The organism is Furfurilactobacillus rossiae DSM 15814 (assembly GCF_000428925.1).
GTDB classification, from domain to species: Bacteria; Bacillota; Bacilli; order Lactobacillales; family Lactobacillaceae; genus Furfurilactobacillus; species Furfurilactobacillus rossiae.
The window spans coordinates 82,280-108,966 of the sequence record NZ_AUAW01000010.1 but is presented as its reverse complement, the minus strand read 5'-3'; the positions used below and the strand labels follow the sequence as shown (position 1 = coordinate 108,966).

Here is a 26,687-nt window from a genome sequence, read left to right as displayed (position 1 = left end):
CCAGAGTTCAACTCCAAAGTGACGAAGGTAAGAAGATTTATGGTCAACGAAAAATCGAGGTCGAACCAGTCTTCGCAGATGTGAAGGCTCATTTGAGGTTTACTCGATTTTCGGTTAGAGGGTTAGATAAAGTAAACAACGAAGTTGGATTGGTCCTAATGGCCATGAATATGATTAAATGGGCCCGAGAAAAGGCCCATATAAACATAGAAATTCGAAAAAACCAGGGCAATGAAAAAATCGACCAGAGAAAAGCAAAAATCACTTTTCTCTGGTCGATTTATTTTGAGTTATGTCCCAAACTCGTTATCTTTTTAACGCGTATGTTCAAACATTTGAGAAATTTTGCATCACATAGTGTTTAAGGCGACATCAACAATTGCATAGGCAATCATTTTAAAAGATCAGCCAAATATCCGTAATTCCTGGGGAAACTGCGTAAACTGTGTTTATGTTTCATATCCGTTTGGACATGTTTAATGGCAGCGACCAGTTCTTGAGGAGCATTGCACCAAAGGTTATATACATAATCATATTGCTTAATATTTGTAATGCCAAGACCACCGTGACCGTGGTTGATGAAAAATGCACTGGGTTTTGCATCTTTGCCGCTCATATGCTGCTTATATTTACCATACTGAAGCAACCAATTTTCATTATGGTACAAATGAATTGTTTCAATCTCTTCGCGTGTCACATAATATTTAACCAAGCCAACTTGGTTACTATACTTAGAAAAATCTAGCTTCTTATTCGGGTTGTCCAACAATACGTGTACTTGAACCGGCTCGTCAAAATCATGGTTTAAAAAGTCTTTTGCAAACTTACGAGGGTTCAAAGAATCAAAAATAATTTTTCCGGAATTGTTTTCCAGAAATGTGTCTCGTTGTATGTTCAAGAGGCAGTTTTCGACCAGAATATCTAATATTGCCTTTTCAGCAGCGCCTTCCACTACAAAACTATTTAACGTCACGGCTGTTTTCTCCTGACCCCATAGTGTTGGTAGCATCCTGTGATAACGATTGATTGTGCTTTACAATGGTTCTTTTCAAGTTCATGTAGCGGGTGTAGCTTGGGGCGGTGCCTTTTAGATAGTTGTTCTGAAATATTTCACTGTTTTTCAATTCTGTACGTACTTTGGCGTCATTTAGACGACATAATTTCGTTTGTACTTTGCGAATTAGGATGTACTCTTCATCTTGTCTGTCTAAATCGTCTGTGAGTTCAATGTAGTGAGAAGAATAGACCAACGTTGCGTTATTTACATTAATTTTAGGATCTGAGAAAAAACCGATAAAATCTCGAACAATTTGTTTGTTTACATGCAACTCGATTTCGTCAACAAGTAACGTAGCGCCCTGACGAAGTGCATTTAAAAATTCGTAAAAGAGTGTAATTCCTTTGATAGTACCGGATGACAGATAATTTGCAATATCACTTAAATTTGAAACAACAATGATGTTTTCCTCACCCTTGAATTTGAGAATATAACTTAAAGTATGACCCGAGTCATCGACTTTATATTTCAAATAATCAATGGAACTATCGAGGTATTCCAGCAGTTCGGGTGGAGTTTCATCGGCGAAACTTTTAACAACGTTGCTGTCAGTTAAGGAAACTGTCGAAATGACGTCATAAAACATGGTAGATTGCTGTAGCACGATCCTAAAAATCGAGTCTTTAGGACTGAGTAGTAAACGTTCTTTTTGACTCAGTGCTGATCTTTGAGCAGCTAACTGATTTTCTTTAAATTCAAAATATTTTGACTTAGACGCAGCTGTCTTGCTGTGGTAAATTTTTTCTGCCGTGATAAGCCACTCAAATTGCTTCGTGGGCGCAGGTGTGGTGGATTCATCTGCCAAAGTTTGAGCAAAAGAGGTATCAGCACAAAAACGATCGTCAGTGTCTGATGCAAAAAAAGTACGGACTCTTATTCGTCGTTCATTGGAACGAAAAGAATGAATGAGGGAGGTTTGATCAATAGACAATGATTTTAGATAGAGGTCATTTAGGCCTTTAAAAATTTCCATGAGAGTACTCTTGCCAGTTGCATTAATACCTACAATTCCAATCGTTCGGTTGAGTGTTAAGTGGCCGTTGAGCTGATAAACACGACTTTTAGTGCGGCTTGTAACCTGACTGGCGGTCTGAATAGAAAAAATAGAACCATCCTGAAACAAGGAGTGTCCAAAAATCTGGAAACCAATCAATTTTATTTTAGAATTTTGCATGCTGTCCTCCAGAAAATTACATTTAATTTGTAATTTATATCCAAAATAACACGAAATTTAGAAAAAACACAGTCATAATCTAATATTGGATTCAATTACGACGAAAAAACCTCTTAGATTCATGTGTCTTAAACATGAATCTAAGAGGTTTAACAATGCTGTTATAAATTTCCCGAATAATCATACAGCAGATGACTTGCCGTAAACGTCCACAGGTTCCGCGTTCTTAACCACAGGCAGCCGTCCAGCAACGTTGGCAGCCCGACATCAATCAACACTTCCGTCATGTGGTAGCTATAGGAGCTGTAATGCCAAGCGCCAAACAGCAATGCGGTGATGAGAAAGGCAAGCCAGTAGCGTAGCGTTGGTCGTTTGATCCACAGCAGCGCAACGAAAATTAGTGAAAAGAGACTCAGTCGAAACACGTCCTCACTGGGAATTTCATACCAATTATTGATGGCGTAGCTGATGAACTTGTGCCACGCGGTGCCGTGGAAGGTGACGCTACTTTCTGCCGTGTCGGTGACCGTTTTGACATGCAGTTTGGTGATCAAGCTGTCGGCAATATTAGCGACGACCCCTTGTACAAACGTAATGATGACGACCGCACAAATACTTTCAAGCCAGCCCGTTCGCCGTTTGACACGCGGACGGTTCGGCATCCAGCGACTTAGCTGCCAGAAAAAGAAGAACACAGTTCCTGCAATATAGTAGCTGTACAGCCCGCCAAGCGCGGTCAGTAAGCTTAAAGGCGGCGGTGAAACCAGCAGGTGGAAATGCTCAAGGTCGGGCACCACTTCCGTAATCACGCCAGCCAACGCTGTCAGTGAAATTAATACCCATGCCAAGGCAGAGCTGCGGCCGTATTTGAAGGCCAAGGTGATATCGTCTTGGTCGTTTTTGTCTAATACGAAATATTTTTTGATTCTCGACAAACAAATCACCTGCGTTTCGCGTATGTAATGGGTATAGGAAAAAGCTAAAGGACGTGATATTCGAAAAGAACAGTTAAACCGCCCAGAATCAGCAACGATGCAATGGTTAGCGCATGGGCCCACTTGTGACGGGCAAACACTGCAATGTACTCGCGAATAATGGCGTTTGGTAAGAAGAACTTAGCAGTGCGTGAACCAATTCCATCAGCTTTGAGACCGGCACGCCGGGCAATCATCCCCGCACGGAGCGTGTGGTAATTACTGGTGACAAAAATCGCGTTAGGCTGCTTGCCATCATTAAACGTCATTAGCTTTTTCGAGAACAACATGTTTTGTAGCGTATTGATGGATTGGTCCTCGGCGATTGCGTGATCAGCGGGGATGCCATGTTGTAAAGCATATTCACGCATCGCAACACCTTCTGCGCGGGTCTCGTTGCCACCTTGACCACCTGAGAGAATCAAGATGGGTGCCTTACCTGTCTCACGTAATTGCCGTTGATAGAATTCAATCCCGCGGTCGACACGTTGTGCTAACAGTGGTGGTACGTCGCCACCATTGATCAGTCCGCTACCAAGCACGATGACATAACGCTGATTGCGTTTGGGCCGGTTGAATTGATAGAGCACCAATACGGTAAGGTAGTTATAAAACCAAAAGAGTAGGTACAGCACGACGATATCGGTCACCATGTTGAAGAAAACGAACCATGGTTGTGGTAGCAAACGGCCGGCCCAACCGTCAATCCAGGGAATCAGTAGCACGCCGATACCGAGAATTAACGTTAACATATTGCCGAGTGAGTGGCTTTCCCTACGCCAGACGATGACGGCATTCCAAATTAACAGGATACTTTGAAGTGCAAACACCAACCCAATTGCAATTATGGCCAAAACGAACGGAACACCGAATAGCACGATCAGAATATGATTTTCCATGTTCAAAATCGTTGACCCCAGCGCCAGCAACATCGAGTAGAAGGCGATGTTAAACCAGATACCGTTAATCAGCCGGCGCTTATCTCGGTACCAGGACCAAGCAAAGATTAGTGCAAAAATAATAGCAATCAGCCAGACCGATTTAATTAGTGGACCGGCCCCATAGTTGAAGTGCATGAATCGAATTCCCCCTCGTGTTCGTAACTCAATTGTGCAGGTTGAACGCTATTTTGACAACAATTTACAATTAATTTTATGCGCTGGGAGCGCGGTCAACAGCTTCGCGTAGTTGTTGCCAAACGTCTGACGGCATAAAGCGTTGCAGGTAGTTGATTTCGTGTGCCAGCAATGCTGGTGTGCCAATCTGTTTAACAATGATTAATGCCGCTTGTAGACGATTCAATCCAGCATCTTGTTTACCAGTTAAGTACATAATCATGCCGACAAGAATTTGATATTTAACGGTCTCATAGAATTGCCGAGGATGGATTAATAGGCGTTTGAAGAGTACCAAAAAGTGCTGAGCAGCTTCTAAGCGATTATGTTCAGCACAGGCACAAATCAAGTTGTTCAAGATGCGGAATTGGGCAGACACATTATCCGTTTGTAAATTCACGTAGGTCAGCCCGCGTTTATACATCAGGTTGGCTAAGGTGATTGCCTGATCGACCGGCAGGCACATCAGCGAGTTACCAAATAAGTAAAGCTCGTAGAATCCCCAATGTTCTGCGCTTGATAGGTAGTTAATGATGAGTTCCTGCGAGGACGACGCCAGTGTTGTTTGGGTTAGTGATGCAATACAGGCATCTAACATTGCGTCATTTAAATCGAGAAAGAGTGGCAACAGCTGTTCGTGGTCTTTTCTAAATGTGCTTTTTAACTGACGTAAAGCGCCAATATTATCTGCCAGATATAAACGGCTCACGTCATGCAAATACTGCTCGTTTGTCGAGTGATCTGACTGTGCGGACTGGTCAAAATAGACGAACTCTGCGATGTCGACATTAATCCGTTCGAGCAGGCGGGTTAATGTTGCAAACGAAATATCAGTTAGACCACGCTCGTATTTGGATAAGAATGACGCAGTAACGATGCCATCACTGACCTCTGTCAGCGACAGATGTTTGCCACGACGCAATTGACGGAATGTTGCACCCATTGAGGACATAAAAGGCTTCTTTCTATTTGTATAATATGACAATTTCAACACGCTATTCAGAGTCTAATGCTAATGTGAACAACGAACAATAGCTATTTATTAAACGCGTCGACGCGTGATTAATCGATATGAGGTGTTGTCATGATTAAATCACGCTTTAATTTTCAATTTTTGTGGCTGTCTTTCACAGTTTCGACACTGGGCGACTGGCTACTAAAAATCGCTTTGCCAATTGCCATTTATCAACTGACTGGTTCAGGTGCGCAAATGGCCCTTATCTACGGGATTCAATTTTTACCTTGGCTGTTTATTTCAGTCTTTAGCGGCATTATGGCTGACCGCTTTGAAGAACGCCAGATTTTGTTCTGGGGTAATTTAGGTGCCGCCTTGGCTACCAGCTGTCTAGCCATCTTAGTGTATAGTCACACAACTGGATTCTGGTTCTATCTATTGATTTTCGTGCAGGCTAGCTTCGCGCCGTTGATGCATCCAGCATTTCAAAGTATTATTGCACGGATCGTTGATTCAACGAGACTGTATAAGGCGAATGCTTCTTTACAGGTTGTGGACAACACACTGAGCCTAATTGGTCCGATGGTCGGTGGTTTGTTGACTGCGATTATTGCACCACAGTTAGCGGTTTCCATTGATGCGGCAAGCTTTTTACTGGCGGCCATCTTGAGTTTTGCTGTCCACCCCAGCGCAAAACGTCAAACTGCATTAATTTCAGAATCGACAGTAAGCGCCATAAAGGCCGGCTTCGTTGCTTCATATCAAAACAAAATTGTTTGGTATGGGGCTCTGTTATTCTTTTGGACAAACTTGGGTACCAACATGTTTGCCGCTAACTTCATTTATTTTATGCGCCATTCGCTGCACACATCTGTTTCGATTGCTGGTATCACGATGGGATTAGCAGGCATTGGGGCTATTATCGGCTCTCTTGCGACGCCATGGTTAAGTCGTCATTTTTCGGCAGGCACCTTAATTGTTGGTACGACATTATTAGCAGGCATCGGTTTGGTTGGTGTTGGTCTGAGCCACCACTTCCTTTCAGTAGCAGCCTTTTATGCGCTGGTTAATTTCTGTGGCAATGTGAATGCGGTGGTGTTCTTTTCATTACGGCAAACGGTTATTCCACAAGCAATCCTTGGCCGTGTCGTCAGTGTGACGCGAATGATCTCGTACGCGTCGATTCCCATTGGTAGTTTTCTGGGAGCGGGGTTAGTGGCGGCGCATTGGCCGTTAGCAGTCATCATTGTAGTAGCGGGGATGATTCGTTTTGGCGCCGGTGTATTTGGCTGGTTTACGCCTTTAAATTGTTCTTCGACCGTCAATTAATTTGGTCACAAAAAGTCCGCAATAACTGATTCTAATCAGTCATTGTGGACTTTTGAAACGAACTTTTATTGTTTGGCGTGATGTTGTCGAACCAAGTACTTACGCAATTCTTCCAGCAAGAATAACGGAATTGGAATGACAACCAGAAAAATCCATTCACTAACACCTAGTGGCGCCGTGTTAAATAGTCCCTGCAAGAATGGGATATAGATCAAGCAGGCTAGTAGCAATACTTCAAACGCAATTCCCCACCAGATGCGGTGGTTGCTGAAAATACCGATGCTGAAGACTGAAGATATCTGTGTCCGACAGTTGATAGCTGCGGCAATCTGACAAAAGACAATTGCGGCCAGCGTCATGGTGGTGGCTTCGCGGTAAATATCGCCATTGCTTGCCAGCGCGATACCAGGCCAACCGTTCATCTTGTTAACGAAGAAGTAGGCGACCGTTGAAATAACGGAGGCGACTAAACCATATAAGCCAAACGCTTTCCAGATGATGGACTTGTTTAACAAGTGGGCTGTCCGCGGACGCGGTGGCTGATCCATAATTCCTGGTTCGCTTTGTTCAGCACCAAGGCCAAGGGCAGGAAGCATATCCGTCCCTAAATCAACGGTTAAAATCTGCATAACGGTTAATGGTAATGGCACCAGCCCGCGGGTGAACAAGAAGATAACGGATGGTGCTGCTTCTGGTACGTTGCTGTTTAGAATGTACAACAGGAACTTTTGCAAATTACTGTAAACGGTCCGGCCTTCTTCAATAGCTGCCACGATAGAAGCAAAGTTATCGTCAGTCAGGATCATGTCCGCGGCATCCTTAGCAACATCTGTCCCAGTGACACCCATGGCAATCCCGATATCAGCCTTCTTTAAGGCTGGTGCGTCATTGACACCATCACCAGTGGAGGCAACGATATCGCCGTTTGCCTGACAGGTGGAAACGATACGGAATTTATGTTCAGGTGCAACGCGGGCGAAGATAACTTCACCTTTGACCGCTTCACGAAGTTGATCGTCACTCATTTGGTTGAGTTCATCACCGGTGATGACGCGCACTTTGTCAGAAGTGAGCCCAATTTTGACGGCGACACTCTTGGCAGTTAACGCACTGTCGCCAGTGACCATAATGATCCGGATGTTGGCGCGGTGACACTTTTTGACTGCGTCGTAAATTTCTGGACGTGGCGGGTCGGCCATAATGGTCAGCCCAACGAAGATCATGTGCCGTTCAGCTGCGTCGATACTGATTGCTTTGTTGTCTTGAGGGAGCGTTGAACTATCCGCGCCGACTTCTCGATAGGCAAACGCCAATGCGCGTAACCCTTGAGCCGCGTACATTTCATTGGCGTGATTAATCTCGTTGCGGTCGGCTTCGGTCATGGCACGCACATTACCGCCATCTAGAATCTGATCACTGATGCTTAGCATGCCATCGAGAGCACCCTTTGTGTAAATGACGCGGCCACCATCAGCGGTGGGGTGAATCGTCGTCATCCGTTTGCGATCAGAGTCAAACGGCAATTCAGCCAGCCGCGGCATCTCCTTGGCAACCGTTGCCTTATCCAACCCAGCCTTAGCTGTTAAGATATCGAGGGCTGCCTCAGTCGGCGTGCCCAGAATTTTCGGTGTATCTTGACTGGTCGCTGGCGCCTGAACCTGAGTATCGTTATTAAGTAGCGCAATTTGTAGCAGTCGTGAAAGGTCTGCATCCTGTGTGGCATCGAAGTCTTTGCTACCAAACTGAATGTGGCCGTTGTTGACATATCCAGTGCCCGTAACAGCATAAGTGCGGGTCGGCAGCCACACATTGTTGATGGTCATTTGATTTTGTGTCAGCGTCCCGGTTTTGTCGGAACAGATGACGGTCGTTTCACCCAGTGTTTCCACACTGTTGAGTTGTTTTAGCAAGGCGTGTTTTTTGGCCATCCGTTGTGTGCCTTGAGCTAATGATAGTGTGACAGTTGGTAACAAGCCTTCGGGGATGAATGCCACAATCATGCCGAGCGCAAAGATAAACGATTTAGCGACCGGATAGTGAACGAAGAAGATGGCCAGAACAAAGAAGACAACACCAATCATAATCGCGATAAGTGATAGCTGCCTTGTTAGACGGTTAAGCTCTTGCTGCAACGGTGATGCAGTTTGCTTTTCGTTCTGAGTTAGACTAGCGATTTTACCAAATTCTGTTTGCATTCCAGTGCTGAGTGCAATCGCGGTTGCCGTGCCACTAGTGACCACGGTGCCGGCGTAAACGATGTTCTTTTCGGCAAACTGACCCTCGCCATGATTATAGGTTGAACGTTTGGAAGTGGGGACGGACTCACCAGTGAGGGCTGATTCGTCGACTTGCATCGAGGAGACTTCGGTCAGGCGGGCATCGGCAGGAATCGCGTTACCAGCCTGAATGGCGAAGACATCGCCCGGTACCAGATCATCCGCATTGATTTGCATGTCCTTGCCATCGCGCGTGACCTGGACAAACGTTGGTAACATCTTGCGCAAGGAATCCGTTGCCTTTTGTGCGGCGTGTTCCTGCCAAAATGAGAAACACCCATTGATCAAGTTGACAGCCCAGATGGCAATGCCGAGTTCCACCATTCCAGCGAACATGGCGATGAAACCACTGACCCACAGCAAAATGGCCATCATCGACGTAAAGTTCTTGAGAAAGCTTAGTAACTGCGACTGACGTTTGCCATGCTGAATGGTATTGGTTCCATATTGTGTGAGTCGTTTTGCCGCCTCATCATGACTGAGCCCTTCTGCTGAAGTGCCGAGTTGTTCTTGTAATTGACTGATATCCATCTTAGCAAAATCATCATTTGTTAATGTTTTCGTTGCCATCGTCCTCGCCTACTTACATTTCTAAATTTAGATGCTAGGGCCAGTATAGGCCTTTTATAATTTTCGTTAAATTAGAGTACATCGAAGTCCAAAACAGTCGAGTGAGTGATTACTCACCTAACGAATTGACTACAGCATACGCTTCTCATTAACAAAGTCAAATTTGGATGGATTTATTCACGATGCCACACCATCCCAATGCTTTCGGGAGCCGTTGGTTGGAAACCGAACTGTGCGTATAGGTGGTCAGCGGGCACATCGGCGATCAAACTGACGTCTGCGTCCGCGGGGGCATTTTCAGATAAATAGTTGGTTACAGCGCGCATTAATTGTTTGCCGAGACCGTGACCTTGCTCACTTGGTGTGACGGCAACATCGACGACTTCGAAGACGATGCTGCCATCGCCAACAACGCGTGCCATCGCCACTAATTGGCCCTGTTTACGGATTGAAACGCCCATTAAACTATTTGGCAGACCGCGAGTAGCTGAGATTAGGTTACGTGGACTTAGACCTGCAACTTTGCGAAGTGCACAAAATTCTTCTGGTGTGGGCACAGTGAGTGTTAATTGATAATCTTTTTCGTTGGACATGTTAGCCATCTCAATTCTTTTATACTTAGTTGGTTACGGTCATAATAGGTAAATTTAATTTGTCTGCCAATGCAACAAATGTTTTATCAGCTGTCGCACGAATCACTAAAGTGGCTCGATCATCGAATTCCGTTTGGGCGGGGTTGATGTCAACTAGGGTTGAGCGACTTTCAACATGGTCGTAGTATCCATTAGCGCCAGTGACGAGGACTAAGTCAGCGGTGTTTGTCCATAGATCAGCCCGTTCGCGTTCGGCGGGCACTGTCGCAATATTGCGGAATATGGGGTCTGGCGAAATGAGGCCACCACAGTTTGGGCAGTGAGGTACTGGCTCACGCAAAATTTCGAGGGGATAAATGCGACCGCACTGCACACAGTGATTAATGTTCAAACTACTCCAAATATTGGCTGTGTTGTGACTGCCAGCACGCTCATGAAGATAATCGACATTAGTCGTAATCACGCCGTCTAACAGTTGATGGTGTTCAAGCTGAGCTAAAACTTTATGCGCGGCGGTCGGGCCGACATTAAAAATAGGATCGATAAACAGCTGGTGAAATTGGCGATAAAAATCATCGGGGTGTGCTTCAAGGTAACTTTCAGATGAAAGTGAACCTGTCGTACCGCCACTCAATTGTTCCAAGTCGGGGATGTCACTGGCCACCGAGATGCCGGCACCTGTTAGCGCAATGGTGTGATGTGAATTTGAAATAAGCTGAGCCAACTGATTAATTTGTTCGTCAAAGTTGGCTGATTGATGGTGCGTTAAAGCATTAAACATGACTGAGGACCTCGATAACATTTTTTATTAATAAACGGTCAATTATGAAGGATGTAATGAGGGTAACGTTTACGCAACGGGCACAAGGTGAATGTGAGCGTGATCAACTCGTTGACCAGCAATTTGGCCGACATGACTAAAAACTTGATAACCTCGGGGATGTAGTTGCACATCGAGTGATTGTTTGGCCTGTGATAGTAAATCCATCATGGCATGTTGTTCCTCTGGTGTGGCGTCAAACAAGGTTTGGCAATGCCGTCGCGGCACAATTAACATATGACCGGGAGCCATTGGATGAATGTCATTAAAAGCGACCGCCAGATAGTTTGATAATAAAATTTCGTTAGCTGGCTTGTCACAAAATGGACAATTGGTTTGTTTAGAGGTAGTCATGGAAAGGACGTCCTTCCTTAAAATCGTGATTGAAGAAGTTTGCTGATAGTGGGGTCTAAGTCACGCACACGCAGTTGTCCTTGGTATTCGGGACGCACCACTTGTTGGTATTTAAAGTTTACGTAGTCAATTAGTGCTTGTCGTGCACTCAATGAATGGGTGACAAGATAATGTTCGTCGAGCAGTGTGGAAATCATTTCGTGATCCGCCAGCAGCCAGAGTGTTGGGTTAGCTTGATTGAACAATTTCAGTGTCTGACCATGCGTGTAAAATTGTCGTTGTTGTTGGTCAAATTTTTCAATCGCAGTATTTAGTGTTGAAGATAATTGGGGATATTCAGTCGCTAATTCTTGGCGAAAACGGCGCGACAGACTGCTCTCAAACAGTAATTGAGCTTTAATCAATTCATTAAGGCCGATGAGCATGGCCGTTTGATCATTATTAGCGGTGGGTAGTTGCAAGTCGTCGATGAAGTCGCAATACTCTGTAATGACAGCTATCATTACATCATCTTTTGACGAGAAGTAACGGTAAACGGTTGTGCGGCTTGCATGTGCAATCCGGATAATATCGTCCATTCGCAGGTCCGAAAATCTGTTAATGTTCATATAGCTTATAAGATGATGTAACATGTCGGTTCGCTTTGAAGTTTTGGCCATGATACACTTCCTTTCCAATCTCAGCTAAAATCCTTCATAATTGTGGACGAGTATAACACCATTCTAAAAAAAGTGTACAAAAACGACTAAAAATGTTCTTTTTGTTTCATTCATTACAAGAAAACAGTTTATAATGATGCCAATTAGAAAAGTGGCGAATGAATTATGAAGCGACATACCAAGGTTTTACTGATTATTAGTCTTTTATTGCTCGGATTTGTAGGGTGGGATGCTGGGCACAGTCTCCTATATCAACACCGTTTATTGACACTTCATGCAAGACAGACCCACACAGCCACAGTGTTTATCGGTGGTTATGGTTCAAACGCCAAGGCTTTTGACCAGATGACGACACATTGGCAACGGGCAGGGATTGCTAGCCATCGCGAGCTGGTTCGCATAAACCATCGCGGACAACTCAGCTTTTCTGGTGATCGACGGGCCTCAACTAATTATCTGGTTCAATTGGCGTTTGCAGACAATCGTGATCCGGCTGTTCAAATCAGACTGTTACCTAAAATTATGCATGAATTGCGGACCCGACAGCACATTACCGAGGTTAATTTTGTAACGCATTCGATGGGTGGTGGCGTTGCATATAGTTATCTGGTTACCAATCACCATGACGCACAACCGCAAGTCCGTCATTGGGTCGCCATTGCCAGTCCGTTTGCAACAATTAACAGCAATACTTCCATCGCTCACAGATATAACCGTTATCTCAAGCGGGCGGCTGACCTGCCACGTAATCTGAAGATTCTGGCGATCGGGGGTAATGTGTGGGGCTTAGGCACGGACACAGAGGTATCAGTTGCTGGTGTTAAGGCATTACGACCACTTGCAGCGCAATATGTTCAAACGTACCAGCAGCACATTATTAACGGGGATATCTTATCTGTTCAGCACTCAGCGTTACGTTCTAATCCCGAAGTCGTTTGGCAAACAGCACAATTTCTGTTTTAAAATAACTGTATAAAGTTAACTGGTTACGATTAACGAAAACCAATTAATAAAGGGATTTGTTAATGAAATCGATTTTCTAAATGCTGCATAAAATAAAAAATACGTTGACGTTTAATTGCCATCTTCTGATGGTTAACCAAACGTCAACGTATTTTTTCAAACTCACATTTCAAACATGACAACCCACATCATGTGAATTGCTTCGATAAGCATTGTTAGCAACCCTAATCCTAGGACGCCCCCAGCGACATACCACAAGGCGCGTTGCAATTTAACTTTATCCATGGCAATCTCCTCTATTCACCTTGAATTCTAGTCGAAACAGTCTGGATGTGCAATTAGTAAATTTATGATAGGTGATTATTGGTGATGCGCCAAAGAAAATAGTTTGTTTATGAACGGTCGGCACTCGCTGTTATTTGTGTGAGCCAATGGGATATCGGCATTGAATTGACATATAAGCAAAAAAACGTTCACAAATACTCGCCAGTTATTGACGGGTGATTGTGAACGGTTTGTTTTCGACAAAATGTCAACTCCGATCAGGCTAGGTGCACGAGTTGGAACTTAGTCGTCTAAATTCAGTTTGGTATATTCTGGTGTCCATTTCGTATCCAGGACGGCAGCCTTCACGTCGTCAATCGGTTTCTCGTTCAAACCTTGATCGACAGCGCTTTGAGCAACAGCTTCAGCAACTGTTTCGGAAAAGACATTGAGTTTTTCGATGGGTGGTAATACGGCTGCACCGGGTTCGTTCACATTGACGATCCCGCCGAGTGAGTGGGCAGCCTTGCTAATCATCGTGTCGTTTAGCACTTTGGCAGAAGCGGCGATGGTGCCAAGACCTAAGCCGGGGTAAACTAGTGCGTTGTTGGCCTGACCAATTTTATAAGTAATACCGTTATAGTCAACATCGTGAGCCGGAATCCCTGTGGCAATCAAACCACGGCCATCGGTCCATTTGATGAGATCATCAGCGGAGGCTTCTGCTAACTTGGTTGGGTTAGACAGTGGGAAAATGATTGGCCGTTCCGTGTGGTCCGCCATGTCGCGGACGATGTCTTCCGTGAATGTTCCTGGTTGAGTTGATGTACCAACTAGAATTGTCGGGTGGATAGCGTTTACGACGGCGGCAAGGTTGGTTAATTCATCTGCGTTTGTAAATTCACTTCGTTGACGAGCAAACGGCCGTTGTTCGGGGGTGAGGTCAGTCATGTCATCAAACAGCAAGCCCTGTTTGTCGACCATGTAGAAGTGTTTGCGTGCTTCGTCGGCACTCAGACCCTGTTCGACCATCTCATCGAAAATGCGTTTGGCAATGCCGGCACCAGCGGATCCTGCACCAAACGTCAGGTAGGTTTGGTCGGTCAATTTTTGCTTTGAAATGTTCAATGCGCCGAGGATGCCAGCGAGGGTGATGATACCAGTCCCCTGAATATCATCGTTGAAGGTGACATACTGGCGCTGATACTTCTGCAAAATTTTAGCGGCATTATTGCGACCAAAGTCTTCAAAATGAAGGTACATATTCGGGAAGAGCGATTCAGCAGTGGTAACAAACTGATCGACGAATTGGTAATACTTGTCGCCTTCGACACGTTTGTGGTGATTGCCGAGATAAAGGGGATCGTTCAGCAAGGATTCATTGTTAGTACCAGTGTCCAGAACAACAGGTAAGACTTTGTGAGGATCAATGCCAGCTGCGGCGGTGTAAACCATGAGCTTACCGACAGAAATATCGACCCCTTGAACGCCCCAGTCACCGATGCCGAGAATTCCTTCACCATCTGTGACAACGACCAACTGAATGTCGCGGTCGCCAGCCACATTCTTTAAGGTTGTCGCCATGTCATCGGGGTCGTCAATGGAGAGGAAGGCCGCATATTGTGAGCTTAAAAATAGTTCACTGTAATTTTCAATCGTTTCAGAAATGGTTGGATCGTATACAACGGGCATAAATTCAACGACATGTTGACTAAAAAGCTTATAGAAGAGAATCCGGTTTTCATTGAATAGATTCATCAAGTACAGACGCTTGTCCAACATGGTGGACTTGGCTTGATACTGCGCATAAACACGGTCTAACTGATTTTCCATCGTTTGGACGCGTGGTGGCAACAAACCAATCAGACCAAATTCGCGGCGTTCGGCGTCGGTAAACGCAGTGCCCTTATTTAAAAATGGATCTTCTAAAATTTCAGTTGGTGTCATTTTCATATTAATGCCTCCATGGACGTTTTGATAAATTAAAGATACAACCCTGTTATAATCATAGTCAAACAGTTAGTTTGATATAAAAGATAACAATATGGAGATTATTAAAAATGAATACACGTGATTTGAAATACTTTATGGCTGTGGCGGAGCGTCAAAACTTTTCCGCCGCCGCAACTCAGTTTCACGTTAGTCAGCCAACCATCACGTTAGCGATTAAACGGTTGGAAACAGAGTTCGGTGATACCTTGATTCAACGGGACCGGACCCACGCACAGGCACATTTGACCCCGGCAGGAGAAATTTTACAACGGCGGGCCACTTTGATTTTGCAAAATTTGAAATTATCACAACAGGAGATTATTCAGACCAAAGCGACGACCATTCGGTTTGGCTTGCCACCAATTATTGGAACGGTCTACTTTCCCAAATTAGCGGGTAAACTGATGGCAGACGGCATTCTCACACATATCCGCACACGGGAGGCTGGTTCTGACCAGTTGCTAAAAGAATTGAAGAATGGCGATATCGACATCGCATTGTTGGGTTCAATTCAGCCACTACCAAATGACCTATTGCACACGCAGTTACTGGCGGAGCGGCCCTTTCACGTCATCGTCAGCAAGCAGCACCCTCTGGCTCAACGTGACCGGGTAAGCTTTCACGAACTCGCTAAGGAACGGTTCGTCACGTTAACGGATAATTTTATTCATCCGGCGGCGCTGACTGCTTATTCAAAAACGGCCGGTTTCACGCCAAACGTCATTTATAAGTCGCCAGACATTAACTTGATCAAGGGATTAGTGGCAGAAAACCTTGGCGTCAGCATCATGGTTAGTGATGCCATTAAGTCGGGGGATGAGGTTGCCTCGCTGACGATTGCGGATGCCCTGACAGAACGTTTTAATATTTCACTCGCGTACCGGCAAGGTTTTGTGCCAAATGAGATGCAACAGCAATTTATTGATGATTTAAAGCGCTTAAGATGACCAATATAAACGTTCAGTATCTATTCTGTTCATGTTAGGAAAAGGATATGAATAACAATCGTCCATAAATGTGTTTGATTTTGTCAAGAAAAGGTACAGCTACTAGAAACTTTACTAGCAAAAAGGCGGGTGTAAGTTAACTAAAATGGTTAGCAACTGTAAATGTTATTCACTTATCATTTTATAATCTTAAACTTGAAACTACTTGGTGCACAACTGATTTCGAAACTGGTCTAAAAACGCGTCCTGTCAATCTTAATTGTAGGTGATCAAATTTTCGATTTGGTCGTTTGCAATTTGTGTACAAACAATATTTAAGCGTGCTAAACTGCTTTTGGAATCAGGTTAGAGGTGGTAATTGTTTAGTAACTAGACATTAGTTCAAGTTAAAGATGGACTTGAACAATGGTTGGTTTGTTAACTTACTTTGGTGCAATTTCGTGACCAATCGTCGATGTACATATAGCGAGACGACGATTTAGCCAGCGATGAATATTAAATCAATTACAATTTGGATTCACTTTCAAGGGGGTATTGATTATGTCTCGCAGGAATAAAGAAATCGCAGATACGATAACAAGTGAGAAAGAGCATTACAAGATGTATAAGTCTGGCAAGCAATGGCTGTTTGCCGGAATTACTGTATTTACGTTCGGCGGCTTCCTCGTTAATAGCGAAAAGAACGTTGAAGCAGCAACAGATCCTAATGGCGGCGGGGCGCCGAATGATCCACAATCGGACGCTACGAAGCAAACCAACACGCCACTGGAGTTTACGTCGACAGTAACGCAAAACCAGGCGACTGCTAGTGCCGTACAACAGCCTGTTGGTTCGGCAACAATGCCGGTTAGTCAGGCGAATAGTGTCGCCCAGAAGTCCACGTCTACAGCATCGACGGATCAAACGACTATTGAGCAGAACACTAAGACCCAACAGCAACCACTACAAATCAACGCAACATCTGCGGCTAGCCAAGCACCAGTTAGCACGACAAATGTCCAAACTAAGTCAGTAGCTACGCCTCAGGCCAGTCAGGCGCCGCAATTAAGTGCCACGCCAATGGCTGCCTCCACTGCACCAATGGGGAGTCAGTCACCTACATCGGCTGCTAGTGGGAAGCAAAACGGCGTCACTAGTGATAGCTCGTCAGCAACAGCCACACCTACTAGCCAGGCACCAACGGTTACGGTATTGCCAAATGACGCGACGAGTCAGCAGGTTGCTGATGCAAAGACGGCTGCCCTCAAGGCGTTTGCAGAAACTGGCACGCCGCAGGAAATCACTCAGATGGATGCTACTAGCACTGCCGCTACAACGCCGACTTCTGGCGTCACCTCTGATGCCACAGCTGCTCCTACATCTGGTGCAACTATGGGTGTCACTTCTAACGGCACTTCCGGCGCCGCTACAACCGCTACTTCTGACGCAACTTCCAATAGTGCATGGGCGAACTATTCTGGGGTGCTCGCAAAGGTCAAGGACATTGTGCGGTCAAAGTATACCAGTGCATCATATGCAGTGCTCAATACTGCTTTAGCCAATGCAGCCAGTTTGACTGACACTTCTTCGCCAATTGCGTTGAAGCAGGCACAAGAACAGGTTCAAAGCGCCTTAAATGGATTAGTTATTATGCCTGGATCCGATGCTGCCGGCGATACTAATGCACTGATTGCAGCTGATCAAACGCATTATCCGGTTAGTGATGCTTCGCAGTACACCATCGCTGCTTGGCAAGCTTATCAAGATGCTTTATCAGCAGCGCAAAATGCTGCTTCGGACAACGCCACGACTGCCAATACCTTGGCTGTATTGAGCAAAAAACTTAACGATGCCACAGCCAACCTTGAATTAAACAAAGCTGATGTTTTGTTTGGTAAGTTAACAAGCTCACTCGGCAGTGCGGCAACAGCCATCGATAATGCCGGAACGTTTACGATTGCTTCGATTCAGAATTTGAAGAAGGCCCAAGCAGTTGCCCAAAAGTTGACAGCAACTAGTTCAGCTCAAGACATTCAAGATGCTTTAACAGCCTTAAACGCCGCTCAATCAGCGCTGATTCCAGCCGGTTCATTGAAAAACTTGCAGGATCAATTGAACACTGCCAAATCCACGTACATGAACTTCCAGTCTTCTGACGCAACGGCTACAAACTACGCCTACAATGCCTATACCAAGGCCAGCTGGGATTCATTTACGAGTGCTTATGTATACGCACGGGCCGTCATGAATAACAATGCTGCCACTCAGGATCAGCTAAGCAATGCGATTTTTAATTTGAAACAAGCAACCCAACAATTAGTTAGTGAAAAAGCTGCTCAAGATGAGCTGAACACCACGATTACCGGTGCGCAACAGCTACTGGCTGAAAATAATGGTGGCGCTTACAGTACAGATAGTACCTATAACTTGAATGTAGCGGTTCAAGCAGCACAGGCATTACTTGATTCAACGGGCGCACCATTGAAGACTACCACGACTGACGAATTGGTTAACGCAACGACTGTAATTCAAAATGCTGTTAACCAGTTATCAACGGTTGCCAACACTGATTGGGCTGACCTAAACAAGATGATTAGTGATTCCAAGCTGCTTAATCCTGCTAATTTTGATGGCAAGACATATGGCAATTTGGTTGATGCGCGTTCGAATGCCGTTGCTGATTTGTATGATGAACCATCGTCTGCCTCGGTTAGAACGGACACGTCGAATTTACAGACGGCTATTTGGGGTACCATTGCGAATGATAGTGCCGCGGCTTCAGCACGTGCCGCACTTGGGCAGATTATTACTAGTGAAGGAGCGGTCGATCCATCCCTGTACACAAATGAAACATACGGAATTTATAAATCAATTTTGGATAACGCATTGAACTTGATGAACACCGGCAGTTTGGACACCAAAAAGTTACAACAAGCAGTTAGCGATTTGCCTTTCTACTTTAACAACCTGCTAAAAACGGTAGATGCTGATCAAACAGCTGCAGTTGTTAATATTCAAAAAACTTCAGGAACGATGACACTTGGCATCGGTTCATGGGATACGGTAAGTACAACGAACACTGGTCATGATATTAGTTTTGGTGCAGCCGGATCTTTTAACAAAACTAATGATGGCAATGGGACAATGATCACTAAAATCACGTTGCCGGCAAGTTTGACACCATTCTTCAAAACATCAAATTGGCAAGATTATACGCAGCTGGCTTACAACATTGAAGTCAGCAATGGTCTTATACCGACGGATACAGGGACTGGGTTAACTTTTGGCAATGTTGATCCAAGTAAGGCAATTTCATTAACCGACGCGTTGGCTAAGACACACGTAATTTCATCTACCGCTGGTTCCGTTTCCGACTTTAAATTATCACTGAGTTTCGACGCTCAAGGACGACCTGTTTTAACTATTATTACCGGGAAATCGGCCAAAACAGGGACTTATAATAACGACCAGTTCTGGTTTAGAATCGGGATTTCTAATTGGGCTAAAGATTCCCACCAGTGGCTTGCTAGAACCACTGGCGATCAAGCGTCAAACGAAGTCATTGTTGAGTCCCACATTAACGGGTTGCCAAGCATCTCACAAATCGGTAAATCTACTATTTTGGCTAATCACTACAGTAGTACGGTTCCAGATGAGGTAACGCCGCCGGACGCCGGTTTGAATTACTCCAGCGATGCCATTACCGCACCTGATCCAGCTGTTAAAAATCGCTCAGACGGTGGTATTGCCATGGTTGGGCTGACCTCAACTGATAGTGAGGCTCCGGAAAAGTTGGTTCAACAGGCGGTACCGCAGTTTAAGACAAGCAATGTTTCATCAGACATTGTCCAAGGAACCAACACCATCACCGGTAACGTGGCGGTTGATCACACAACGGATGACCCTGGCGATACCTATCAGGTTGTCTTTAATGACACAAAGAAAGTTACGATTACCAACTCTGATGGCACTAAGTCCACAGCTTACCAAGTAGTTGCCACAGCTGTCGGCAACATTGATAGCAATGGCAATTACACAGCTAGCTTTGGTCGTCACGATGGCACGACAATGAGTGGTGTCACTGTGCAAACGGGCGATATTGTGACGGCCTACATCCAACGGGTGAACACAATTAGTGGTGCTATTTCACAAGGTACGATGGGCTACGCAATTGCCAGTGTACCGTCTGCTCAGACTCCATTTGTTTACGTTGATTCTGACACTGTTAAGGTTGGCTCATCCAAGATTACTGGGACGATTTCAAGCCTGGTAGCATCTTCAGTGACTGCCTCTGATGCAGTAAACAAGAAAGTTTCCCCAGACGACATGAATGTTTACACCGTTACGGTTACGGTTTACAACCCGGATGGCTCAGTAAATGCCTCTAATAACACCCAAGTTGAAAAGGATGGCTCATGGACGAGTACTGTTGGCACGCCGTTGACCGCCGGCAAGTATGTTCAAGCGACTGCACATGTGTTACAGGGTATTGTGTCCGGCACAAACGCAGTACAGCCGACAGGGGTTCAACTGACTGATTTAGATACCAATGTTTCTGATTCCATTTATGTATTAGCTAATAAAGATGTTTTAAACGCTGCCATTTCTGATGGCACCACCGTTCAAGGTAGCGTGGCTGATCCTGCATACGCCACTGCAACTAAGGATGACTGGGCTAACTTGAACAAACAGATGACAGCCGCGATAACCGTTAATAATGATAAGGCGGCTACCCAGGATGCCGTTAACGATGCCGTCAAGAATTTGGATGCGGCCATTACGCAAATCACTAAGTCGAAGAACGGACTGGAAGCATCCATCAAGTCTGCTCCCGCGGCTACTGAGGCACAAAAGTACACGCCGACAACATGGAGCAACATGCAGGCTGCATTGACAGCGGCGACACTGTTGGATGCTAAACCGGCTGATACCTTAACGGCAGCACAAATAACCGATGCCACTAATGCATTGCTTGATGCAATTAATGGTCTGCAGTTTATGAGTGCCTCTCAAACGACGGGGACGGCAGCTGGTGAGGCAACATCAAACGCAACAACTGCTAATTCAGATGCCGAAAATGCGACGGCCAATGCCAGCGCGGCTGCTCAAAATGCTGACCTTGCTACGTCAGCTGCTTCACAAGCCGCTGCGTTAGCTGCTCAAGGCTCTGATGGAACCACTGATTTGATTCAGGCGGCAATCAATTACACAACTGCCCAAGGGTTGGCTTCACAGGCCGCATTAAACGCTCAGCGGGCGACCGCCGAAGCTAACGCCGCCTCAGCAGCTGCTGCTCAAGCTACATCGGCCGCTGTTGCTGCGAATACGCCTGAAGCTAAGGCATTGGCCAACGATGCTGCTACGGCAGCGAAGAAAGCAGTTGATAACGCAGCAGCAGCCAAAGTTGCTGCAAATAGTGTTGCGAATGCTGTGGTTGCAGCGACCGCTGCTTATGACGCAGCTCGGGCAAACATTGCAACATCAACGGCTAACACAGCAATCAAAGATGCTCAGAAGCAAAATTCCGCGGCTAGTGATGCCATTACCCAAGGTGATAAAACCGCGGCTTTGGCAGCATTAACTACGGCAGATACAGATGTCGCCCAAGCTACCAAAGCATTGGGACAGGCTAGTGATGCCTTGAAAGTCGCCCAATCAGAAGCTGATGCAACAAGCACAGCTGCTGCATTGCCAACGGCGACTGATAATGACAGGACCGCCGCCACGAATGCCGAGAATGTTTACCAGGCAGCTAGTGACGCTGCTACAGCTGCGCAGAAGAATCTGGCGGCTATTCAAACCGCTGTTCAGGCTACACGCAAGGTTGCCGAAGCAATGACGGACGCCGGGACGAAAGCTGATCCGGCTACCAGTGATGCGACAACTAAGGCGACCACGGCTGCATCAAACGCCACCAGTGACGCAACGACAGCAGACAGTAACGCGGTTGATGCCAATAATGCGGCAATAGCTGCTAATAGTGATGCTGCGGATGTTGCAACCTTGACTAAAGCTGGTTCTGATGCCACAGACGCGTTGATTAGTGATGCTGTTAATGTTGCCAGTGCAGCCAACTTGGCTTCACAAGCAACAAGCAATGCTGCAAAAGCAACCAGTGAAGCAACAGTAGCTAGTGCCGCAGCCAGCGATGCAGCCGTCGCGGCTACTAAGGCCGGTACAGATGCCGCTAAGTCGCTGGCAACGTCAGCCAGTGAAGCTGCTGCTGCAGCAATGCAGAAGGCTACGGATGCTACTAAGGCTGCACAGACAGCGACAAACGCTGCTAAGGCGGCTCAAGCAACTTATGATGCAGCTAAAGCCAATGTTGCCACGGCTGCGGCCAGTGCAGCGGCTAGTGATGCCGCGGCGCAATTGAAGACTGCAAATGCAGAGATTACTAAGGGCAATCAAGATGCCGCTAGTGACGCTTTATCAGCCGCTAGCGTGGATAACACCAAGGCAACCGCCCAGTACAATGCAGCTAGTGCCGCTTCAAGCACAGCAACCGCTGAGGCAAAGGCGTTAACAGACGCAGCCAGTGGCGCTGATGCTACGGATGCAGACAAAACGAACGCAGCGGCTGCCGCACAAGCGGCTAAAGATGCTGACGCTAACTTGCAAGCAGCTAAAGCTAATGTTGATAAGGCTGCGACTGATTACACGACTGCGCACACCAGTTACACTAATATGACACCTGGTGCAGGCACTGTTGAAAATAGTGACGGCAGTGAGACAACTACTGTAAAGAACGCTGATGGCTCAACGACAACCACAACGAAGGATAAAAATGGCAAAGTTATTGACACGTTAACCACCAAACCAGATGGTTCAACGGATGACGTTAAGTATGGTTCAGATGGTTCTTCCACAGAAACAAAGAAGAATCCTACAGGTAACGTCACGCAAACCGTTGTTACCAATAGCGATGGTTCAAAGATAACCACGACACCTAATGATGATGGTTCTGTTACTACCGTTACCCAAGACAAGAGCGGTGCAACAACGTCCACCCAGACTAAAGATCCGTTTGGCGGCAACACCACGACGACTACGCCAACCAGCGATGGTGGCAGTCAGACCGTTAAGAAGACAGCGGCCGGGAAGACGATTGAAACGAGCACTACTAATCCGACGACTCATGACACCACGACGGTTACGCCAACGAGTGATGGCGGTCAGAAGACGGTGGTTACCGATCCAAACGGCAAAGTGATCAGCACCACAATTACAGATGCGAGTGACAAACCAGTTTCGACTAGCACTGTTGATCCGACGACTGGCGACACGACCACCACGACGCCAACGAGCGATGGTGGTCAGAAGACAGTTGTCACTGATCCAAATGGCAAAGTGATCAGCACCACGATTACGGATGCGGATGACAAGCCAGTTTCAAAGAGTACCGTTGATCCAAAGACTGGCAACACCACGACTACCACTCCAACAACGAATGGCGGTACTCATACAGTGGTTACCGATCCAAACGGTAAGGTGATCTCCGATGTTACCAAGGATTCAACTGGCAAGACGACTAATGAAATCATGACGGATCCAACAACCGGTGATACCAGCACGACGACGCCAACTAGCGACGGTGGCACTCACACAGTCGTAACGGATGCCAGTGGTAAGACGATTTCTGAAACGACCAAGGACTCAACTGGCAATCTGAGTTCGTCCACGACCACGGATCCCAAGACTGGCAATACGGCTACCACAACGCCAACGAGTGACGGTGGCGAGCAAACAGTCGTCAAAGATCCAAGTGGCAAGACTATTTCGACGACGACCACGAATCCAAAGACTGGTGATACCACAACTGTTACGCCAACGAGTGATGGTGGGGCTAAGACAGTTGTCACTGATCCAAATGGCAGCACAATTTCGACGACCATTACCGATAAGGATGGCAAACAAATTGACAAGACGACGACTGATCCGACAACAGGTGATGTTACCCACGAAACGACCGGCTCTGACGGTCAGCACATTACGCAAACAACTGGCTCTGATGGTCAGATCATCAGTCACCAGGTCACGGACCCAACGAATCCTAAGCAAAAGGTCACGACCACAACGACTTCTGATGGTGGCACAGTCACCGAAATGACGGATGCTGATGGTAACGTAATCAAACGGGTTACACGTGATCCAAATGGCAATGTCGTTAAGACGGAAACCATGGATCCGAAGACCAGTGACACCACCACCGTTACGCCAACGAGTGACGGTGGTAGTAAGACGGTTGTCACAGACGGCACCGGCAAGGTCATCAGCACGACTATCACGGATGCTAACGGAAAAGTGATTTCTGATAGCAAAACGGATCCGGTTACTGGTAATACAACCACGACGACGCCGAATAAGGATAATCCTGCCAACACAGATATCACCACGCCAACATCGGATGGTGGCAAACAGATTGTCACGAAGGATCCACAAGGTAACGTGATTAAGACGGTTACTGAGGATCCAAGTGGCAAGCCAATTAAGACGGTGGTAACCGATCCAAAGACTGGCAACACCATCACGACCACACCGACATCAGATGGCGGTCAAGAAATTGTGACGAAGGATCCACAGGGCAACGTCATCAAAGACGTGATCGAAGATCCAAGTGGCAAGCCAATCAAGACTACGACGACGGATCCAAAGACTGGTGAAACGACAGTTACCACGCCAACAAGTGACGGTGGCACGACGAGTCAAACTACTGGTTCTGATGGTAAGCCGATTTCCAATACGACGACGGAACCAACATCAGATGGCGGTTCAACATCTACCACCACTGATCCAACGGGTAAGCCAATTTCGTCGACGGTTACGGATCCTCATGGTGACACAACGATGACGACGCCAAATAGTGATGGAACGACAACCGTGGTCAAGAAGGATCCAGCTGGCAATTTGATTTCGTCCACGACGACTGATCCTACGACTGGTAAGCAGACGATCACCACACCGACAACAGACGGTAAAGGCACTGTTCAAACAACGAAGGGACCAAACGGCAACGTTACCGAAGAGTTAACAACGAACTCAGATGGCAGCACCTCTGACAAGCAATTTAACCCTGATGGCAGTTACACCATTGTCGACCGTGATCCAAGTAAGAAGGTCACGGGGGCAACGTTTGGCGCGACCGATGGTTCCAAGACAACGTTTGCTAAGAATCCTGATGGGACAACAACAGTAACGGCTACCGATAAAAATGGCAAAGTCACTGATACCAAGACGATTCCTGCGAATGGTGGGGATGCCACAGTCGGTAATGTACCTGTTAGCGTTGGCTCGGACGGAACGATGGTGGATCATGCCACAAAGCCAAACGGTGTGACGACCCGGGTAAATCCTGACGGCACAATCGCACTGTTCAGAAGCATGGTTGATCCCGTATCAACGTTTGTCACCAAGGATGATTTCTACGACAACACGCAGCCAAAAACTACGGTGCAGAAGAATCCTGACGGCAGTACGGTTAGCGTGACGACGGATCCAACAACGAAGGCTGTAACTGATGCAACCCTCAAGGGTAGTGATGGATCAACGGTTACCTTGAAGAGAAATGCCGATGGGACGACAACCGCGACGACTACTGATAAGGACGGCAAAGTTACCGGAAGCGCCACGATTCCGTCAACAGGTGGCAGCGCAACTGTTGGTACCACGCCGATTACGGTTGATTCTGACGGTACCATGATAGTCGCAGGACCAACTCAAGGTAGTACTGGTACAAAGATCAATCCGGATGGCACGGTTTCATTATTTAGAGAACTCGTTGATGCTGTTGGCGTCGAGGTTGGCAAGAAAGACTACTACGATAACACCACGCCAACAAGTAGTAGTGCGTCCGACAGCGACAACGGTAATTCGACCGGTTCAACCAATGCGGGCTCCAACGCAACTCCTGGCAATTCAGCAGGCGCTGGTTCAACTAGTTCAACAAGCAATACTGGTTCTGGTTCGAACAATACTGGTGTTCCTGGATCAACTGGCACTGGTTCTAACAGCACTGGTTCAACGTCGACAACCGGCGGCTCTAGCGCACCAACTAGCACTGTCGGTTCAACGGCCAATGCAATCTCAAATGCTGTGACCGAGGCCCGTCCTTCGAACAATTCAGCAACAAGTGAAGCTAGTTCCAACGCACCTCAGCCGAATGTGGCCAGTGTGGAACCCAGTGTAACGGTGGGCGCCCACCAAGGGACTAATATGGGCACACCCGTTGCACCATCACCGACCGTCGTTCCAACAATTGGTGGTTTGTCAACGAACACAACGGTTAGCGGAAACAGCAATGCCGAGGCCCAACCGCTTGCGAACACAATAGTTGGATCGCCGATGACGTCAACAGTCCGTTTGAACAGCGGATCGGCGTCGACTGTTACGACTGGTATGAAGGGTGAAACGCCGGCAACGAAAGCAGCTACAGATGGTATTTTGCCCGATACTGGTGAAGACACGGACACTGCAGGAGTCATGGGATTACTTGGTGTGGCAGGTTTGACGGCCGGATCAGCAATGTATATGGCTAAGCGGCGCAAGCACGAAGCATTAGAACATGCGACTGACAAACGTCATTAGAACAGTCGGCCCGAATGAATTAGATGATGGGAAGCACAAATGTTTCCCGTCACCTATTGAGGGGATTTTCTGTTGAAAGTCC

General features: G+C 46.5%; 17 protein-coding genes. 5 read left to right on the top strand and 12 right to left on the bottom strand.

Annotation, left to right across the window (positions count from 1 at the left end; all coding sequences use genetic code 11):
• On the top strand, window positions 1-365 hold a 365-nt coding region (locus G400_RS16650), incomplete at its 5' end, for a transposase (RefSeq protein ID WP_051254421.1).
• 26 nt (window positions 366-391) lie between these two features.
• Here G400_RS16650 and G400_RS0107910 read toward each other — a convergent pair.
• The 5 genes from G400_RS0107910 to G400_RS0107890 all read right to left on the bottom strand — a co-directional run bounded on the left by G400_RS0107910 (window position 392) and on the right by G400_RS0107890 (window position 5,272).
• Window positions 392-973, bottom strand: coding sequence for a hypothetical protein (locus G400_RS0107910; RefSeq protein WP_017263056.1), 582 nt, complete (start codon window positions 971-973; stop codon window positions 392-394).
• On the bottom strand, window positions 960-2,231 hold the full coding sequence (locus G400_RS0107905; protein WP_017263055.1) for an AAA family ATPase: 1,272 nt from the start codon (window positions 2,229-2,231) through the stop codon (window positions 960-962). The genes G400_RS0107910 and G400_RS0107905 overlap by 14 nt, the downstream gene beginning before the upstream one ends.
• A 161-nt stretch (window positions 2,232-2,392) precedes the next feature.
• Window positions 2,393-3,166 (bottom strand): CPBP family intramembrane glutamic endopeptidase, encoded by a 774-nt coding sequence (locus G400_RS0107900; protein WP_017263054.1) that lies wholly within the window; start codon window positions 3,164-3,166, stop codon window positions 2,393-2,395.
• A gap of 44 nt (window positions 3,167-3,210) precedes the next feature.
• Window positions 3,211-4,281, bottom strand: coding sequence for a YdcF family protein (locus G400_RS0107895; protein WP_017263053.1), 1,071 nt, complete (start codon window positions 4,279-4,281; stop codon window positions 3,211-3,213).
• Between the two features lie 76 nt (window positions 4,282-4,357).
• On the bottom strand, window positions 4,358-5,272 hold the full coding sequence (locus tag G400_RS0107890) for a helix-turn-helix domain-containing protein (RefSeq protein WP_017263052.1): 915 nt from the start codon (window positions 5,270-5,272) through the stop codon (window positions 4,358-4,360).
• 132 nt (window positions 5,273-5,404) lie between these two features.
• On the opposite strand from G400_RS0107890, the gene G400_RS0107885 reads away from it, so the two are divergent.
• On the top strand, window positions 5,405-6,604 hold the full coding sequence (locus G400_RS0107885) for an MFS transporter (protein ID WP_017263051.1): 1,200 nt from the start codon (window positions 5,405-5,407) through the stop codon (window positions 6,602-6,604).
• 65 nt (window positions 6,605-6,669) lie between these two features.
• Here G400_RS0107885 and G400_RS0107880 read toward each other — a convergent pair whose 3' ends face one another.
• The 5 genes from G400_RS0107880 to G400_RS0107860 form a co-directional block, all read right to left on the bottom strand.
• A complete protein-coding gene (locus tag G400_RS0107880) occupies window positions 6,670-9,450 on the bottom strand; it encodes a cation-translocating P-type ATPase (protein ID WP_017263050.1) in 2,781 nt (926 codons plus the stop codon).
• A 173-nt stretch (window positions 9,451-9,623) separates the two neighbouring features.
• A complete protein-coding gene (locus G400_RS0107875; protein WP_017263049.1) occupies window positions 9,624-10,043 on the bottom strand; it encodes a GNAT family N-acetyltransferase in 420 nt (139 codons plus the stop codon).
• A 25-nt stretch (window positions 10,044-10,068) separates the two neighbouring features.
• Window positions 10,069-10,824, bottom strand: coding sequence for an SIR2 family NAD-dependent protein deacylase (locus G400_RS0107870; RefSeq protein WP_017263048.1), 756 nt, complete (start codon window positions 10,822-10,824; stop codon window positions 10,069-10,071).
• 69 nt (window positions 10,825-10,893) lie between these two features.
• Window positions 10,894-11,217, bottom strand: coding sequence for an HIT family protein (locus G400_RS0107865; RefSeq protein WP_017263047.1), 324 nt, complete (start codon window positions 11,215-11,217; stop codon window positions 10,894-10,896).
• A 17-nt stretch (window positions 11,218-11,234) separates the two neighbouring features.
• Window positions 11,235-11,876 carry a TetR/AcrR family transcriptional regulator gene (locus tag G400_RS0107860; RefSeq protein WP_017263046.1) on the bottom strand — a complete coding sequence of 214 codons (642 nt, stop codon included), beginning with the start codon at window positions 11,874-11,876 and terminating at the stop codon, window positions 11,235-11,237.
• A 165-nt stretch (window positions 11,877-12,041) separates the two neighbouring features.
• Here G400_RS0107860 and G400_RS0107855 point away from each other — a divergent pair, with 165 nt between their 5' ends.
• On the top strand, window positions 12,042-12,839 hold the full coding sequence (locus G400_RS0107855) for an alpha/beta hydrolase (RefSeq protein ID WP_017263045.1): 798 nt from the start codon (window positions 12,042-12,044) through the stop codon (window positions 12,837-12,839).
• Between the two features lie 162 nt (window positions 12,840-13,001).
• Here G400_RS0107855 and G400_RS16560 read toward each other — a convergent pair whose 3' ends face one another.
• Both G400_RS16560 and G400_RS0107845 read right to left on the bottom strand, forming a co-directional pair.
• Window positions 13,002-13,124: a hypothetical protein gene (locus G400_RS16560; protein WP_017263044.1), complete on the bottom strand. Its 123-nt coding sequence runs from the start codon at window positions 13,122-13,124 to the stop codon at window positions 13,002-13,004.
• Between the two features lie 282 nt (window positions 13,125-13,406).
• Window positions 13,407-15,056, bottom strand: coding sequence for a malolactic enzyme (locus G400_RS0107845; RefSeq protein WP_017263043.1), 1,650 nt, complete (start codon window positions 15,054-15,056; stop codon window positions 13,407-13,409).
• A 107-nt stretch (window positions 15,057-15,163) separates the two neighbouring features.
• Between G400_RS0107845 and G400_RS0107840 the strand changes: the two genes are divergently transcribed.
• Window positions 15,164-16,042, top strand: coding sequence for a LysR family transcriptional regulator (locus G400_RS0107840; RefSeq protein ID WP_017263042.1), 879 nt, complete (start codon window positions 15,164-15,166; stop codon window positions 16,040-16,042).
• Window positions 16,043-16,582: 540 nt separating this feature from the next.
• Window positions 16,583-26,605 (top strand): KxYKxGKxW signal peptide domain-containing protein, encoded by a 10,023-nt coding sequence (locus tag G400_RS0107835; protein ID WP_020479268.1) that lies wholly within the window; start codon window positions 16,583-16,585, stop codon window positions 26,603-26,605.
• Window positions 26,606-26,687 lie beyond the last annotated feature (82 nt).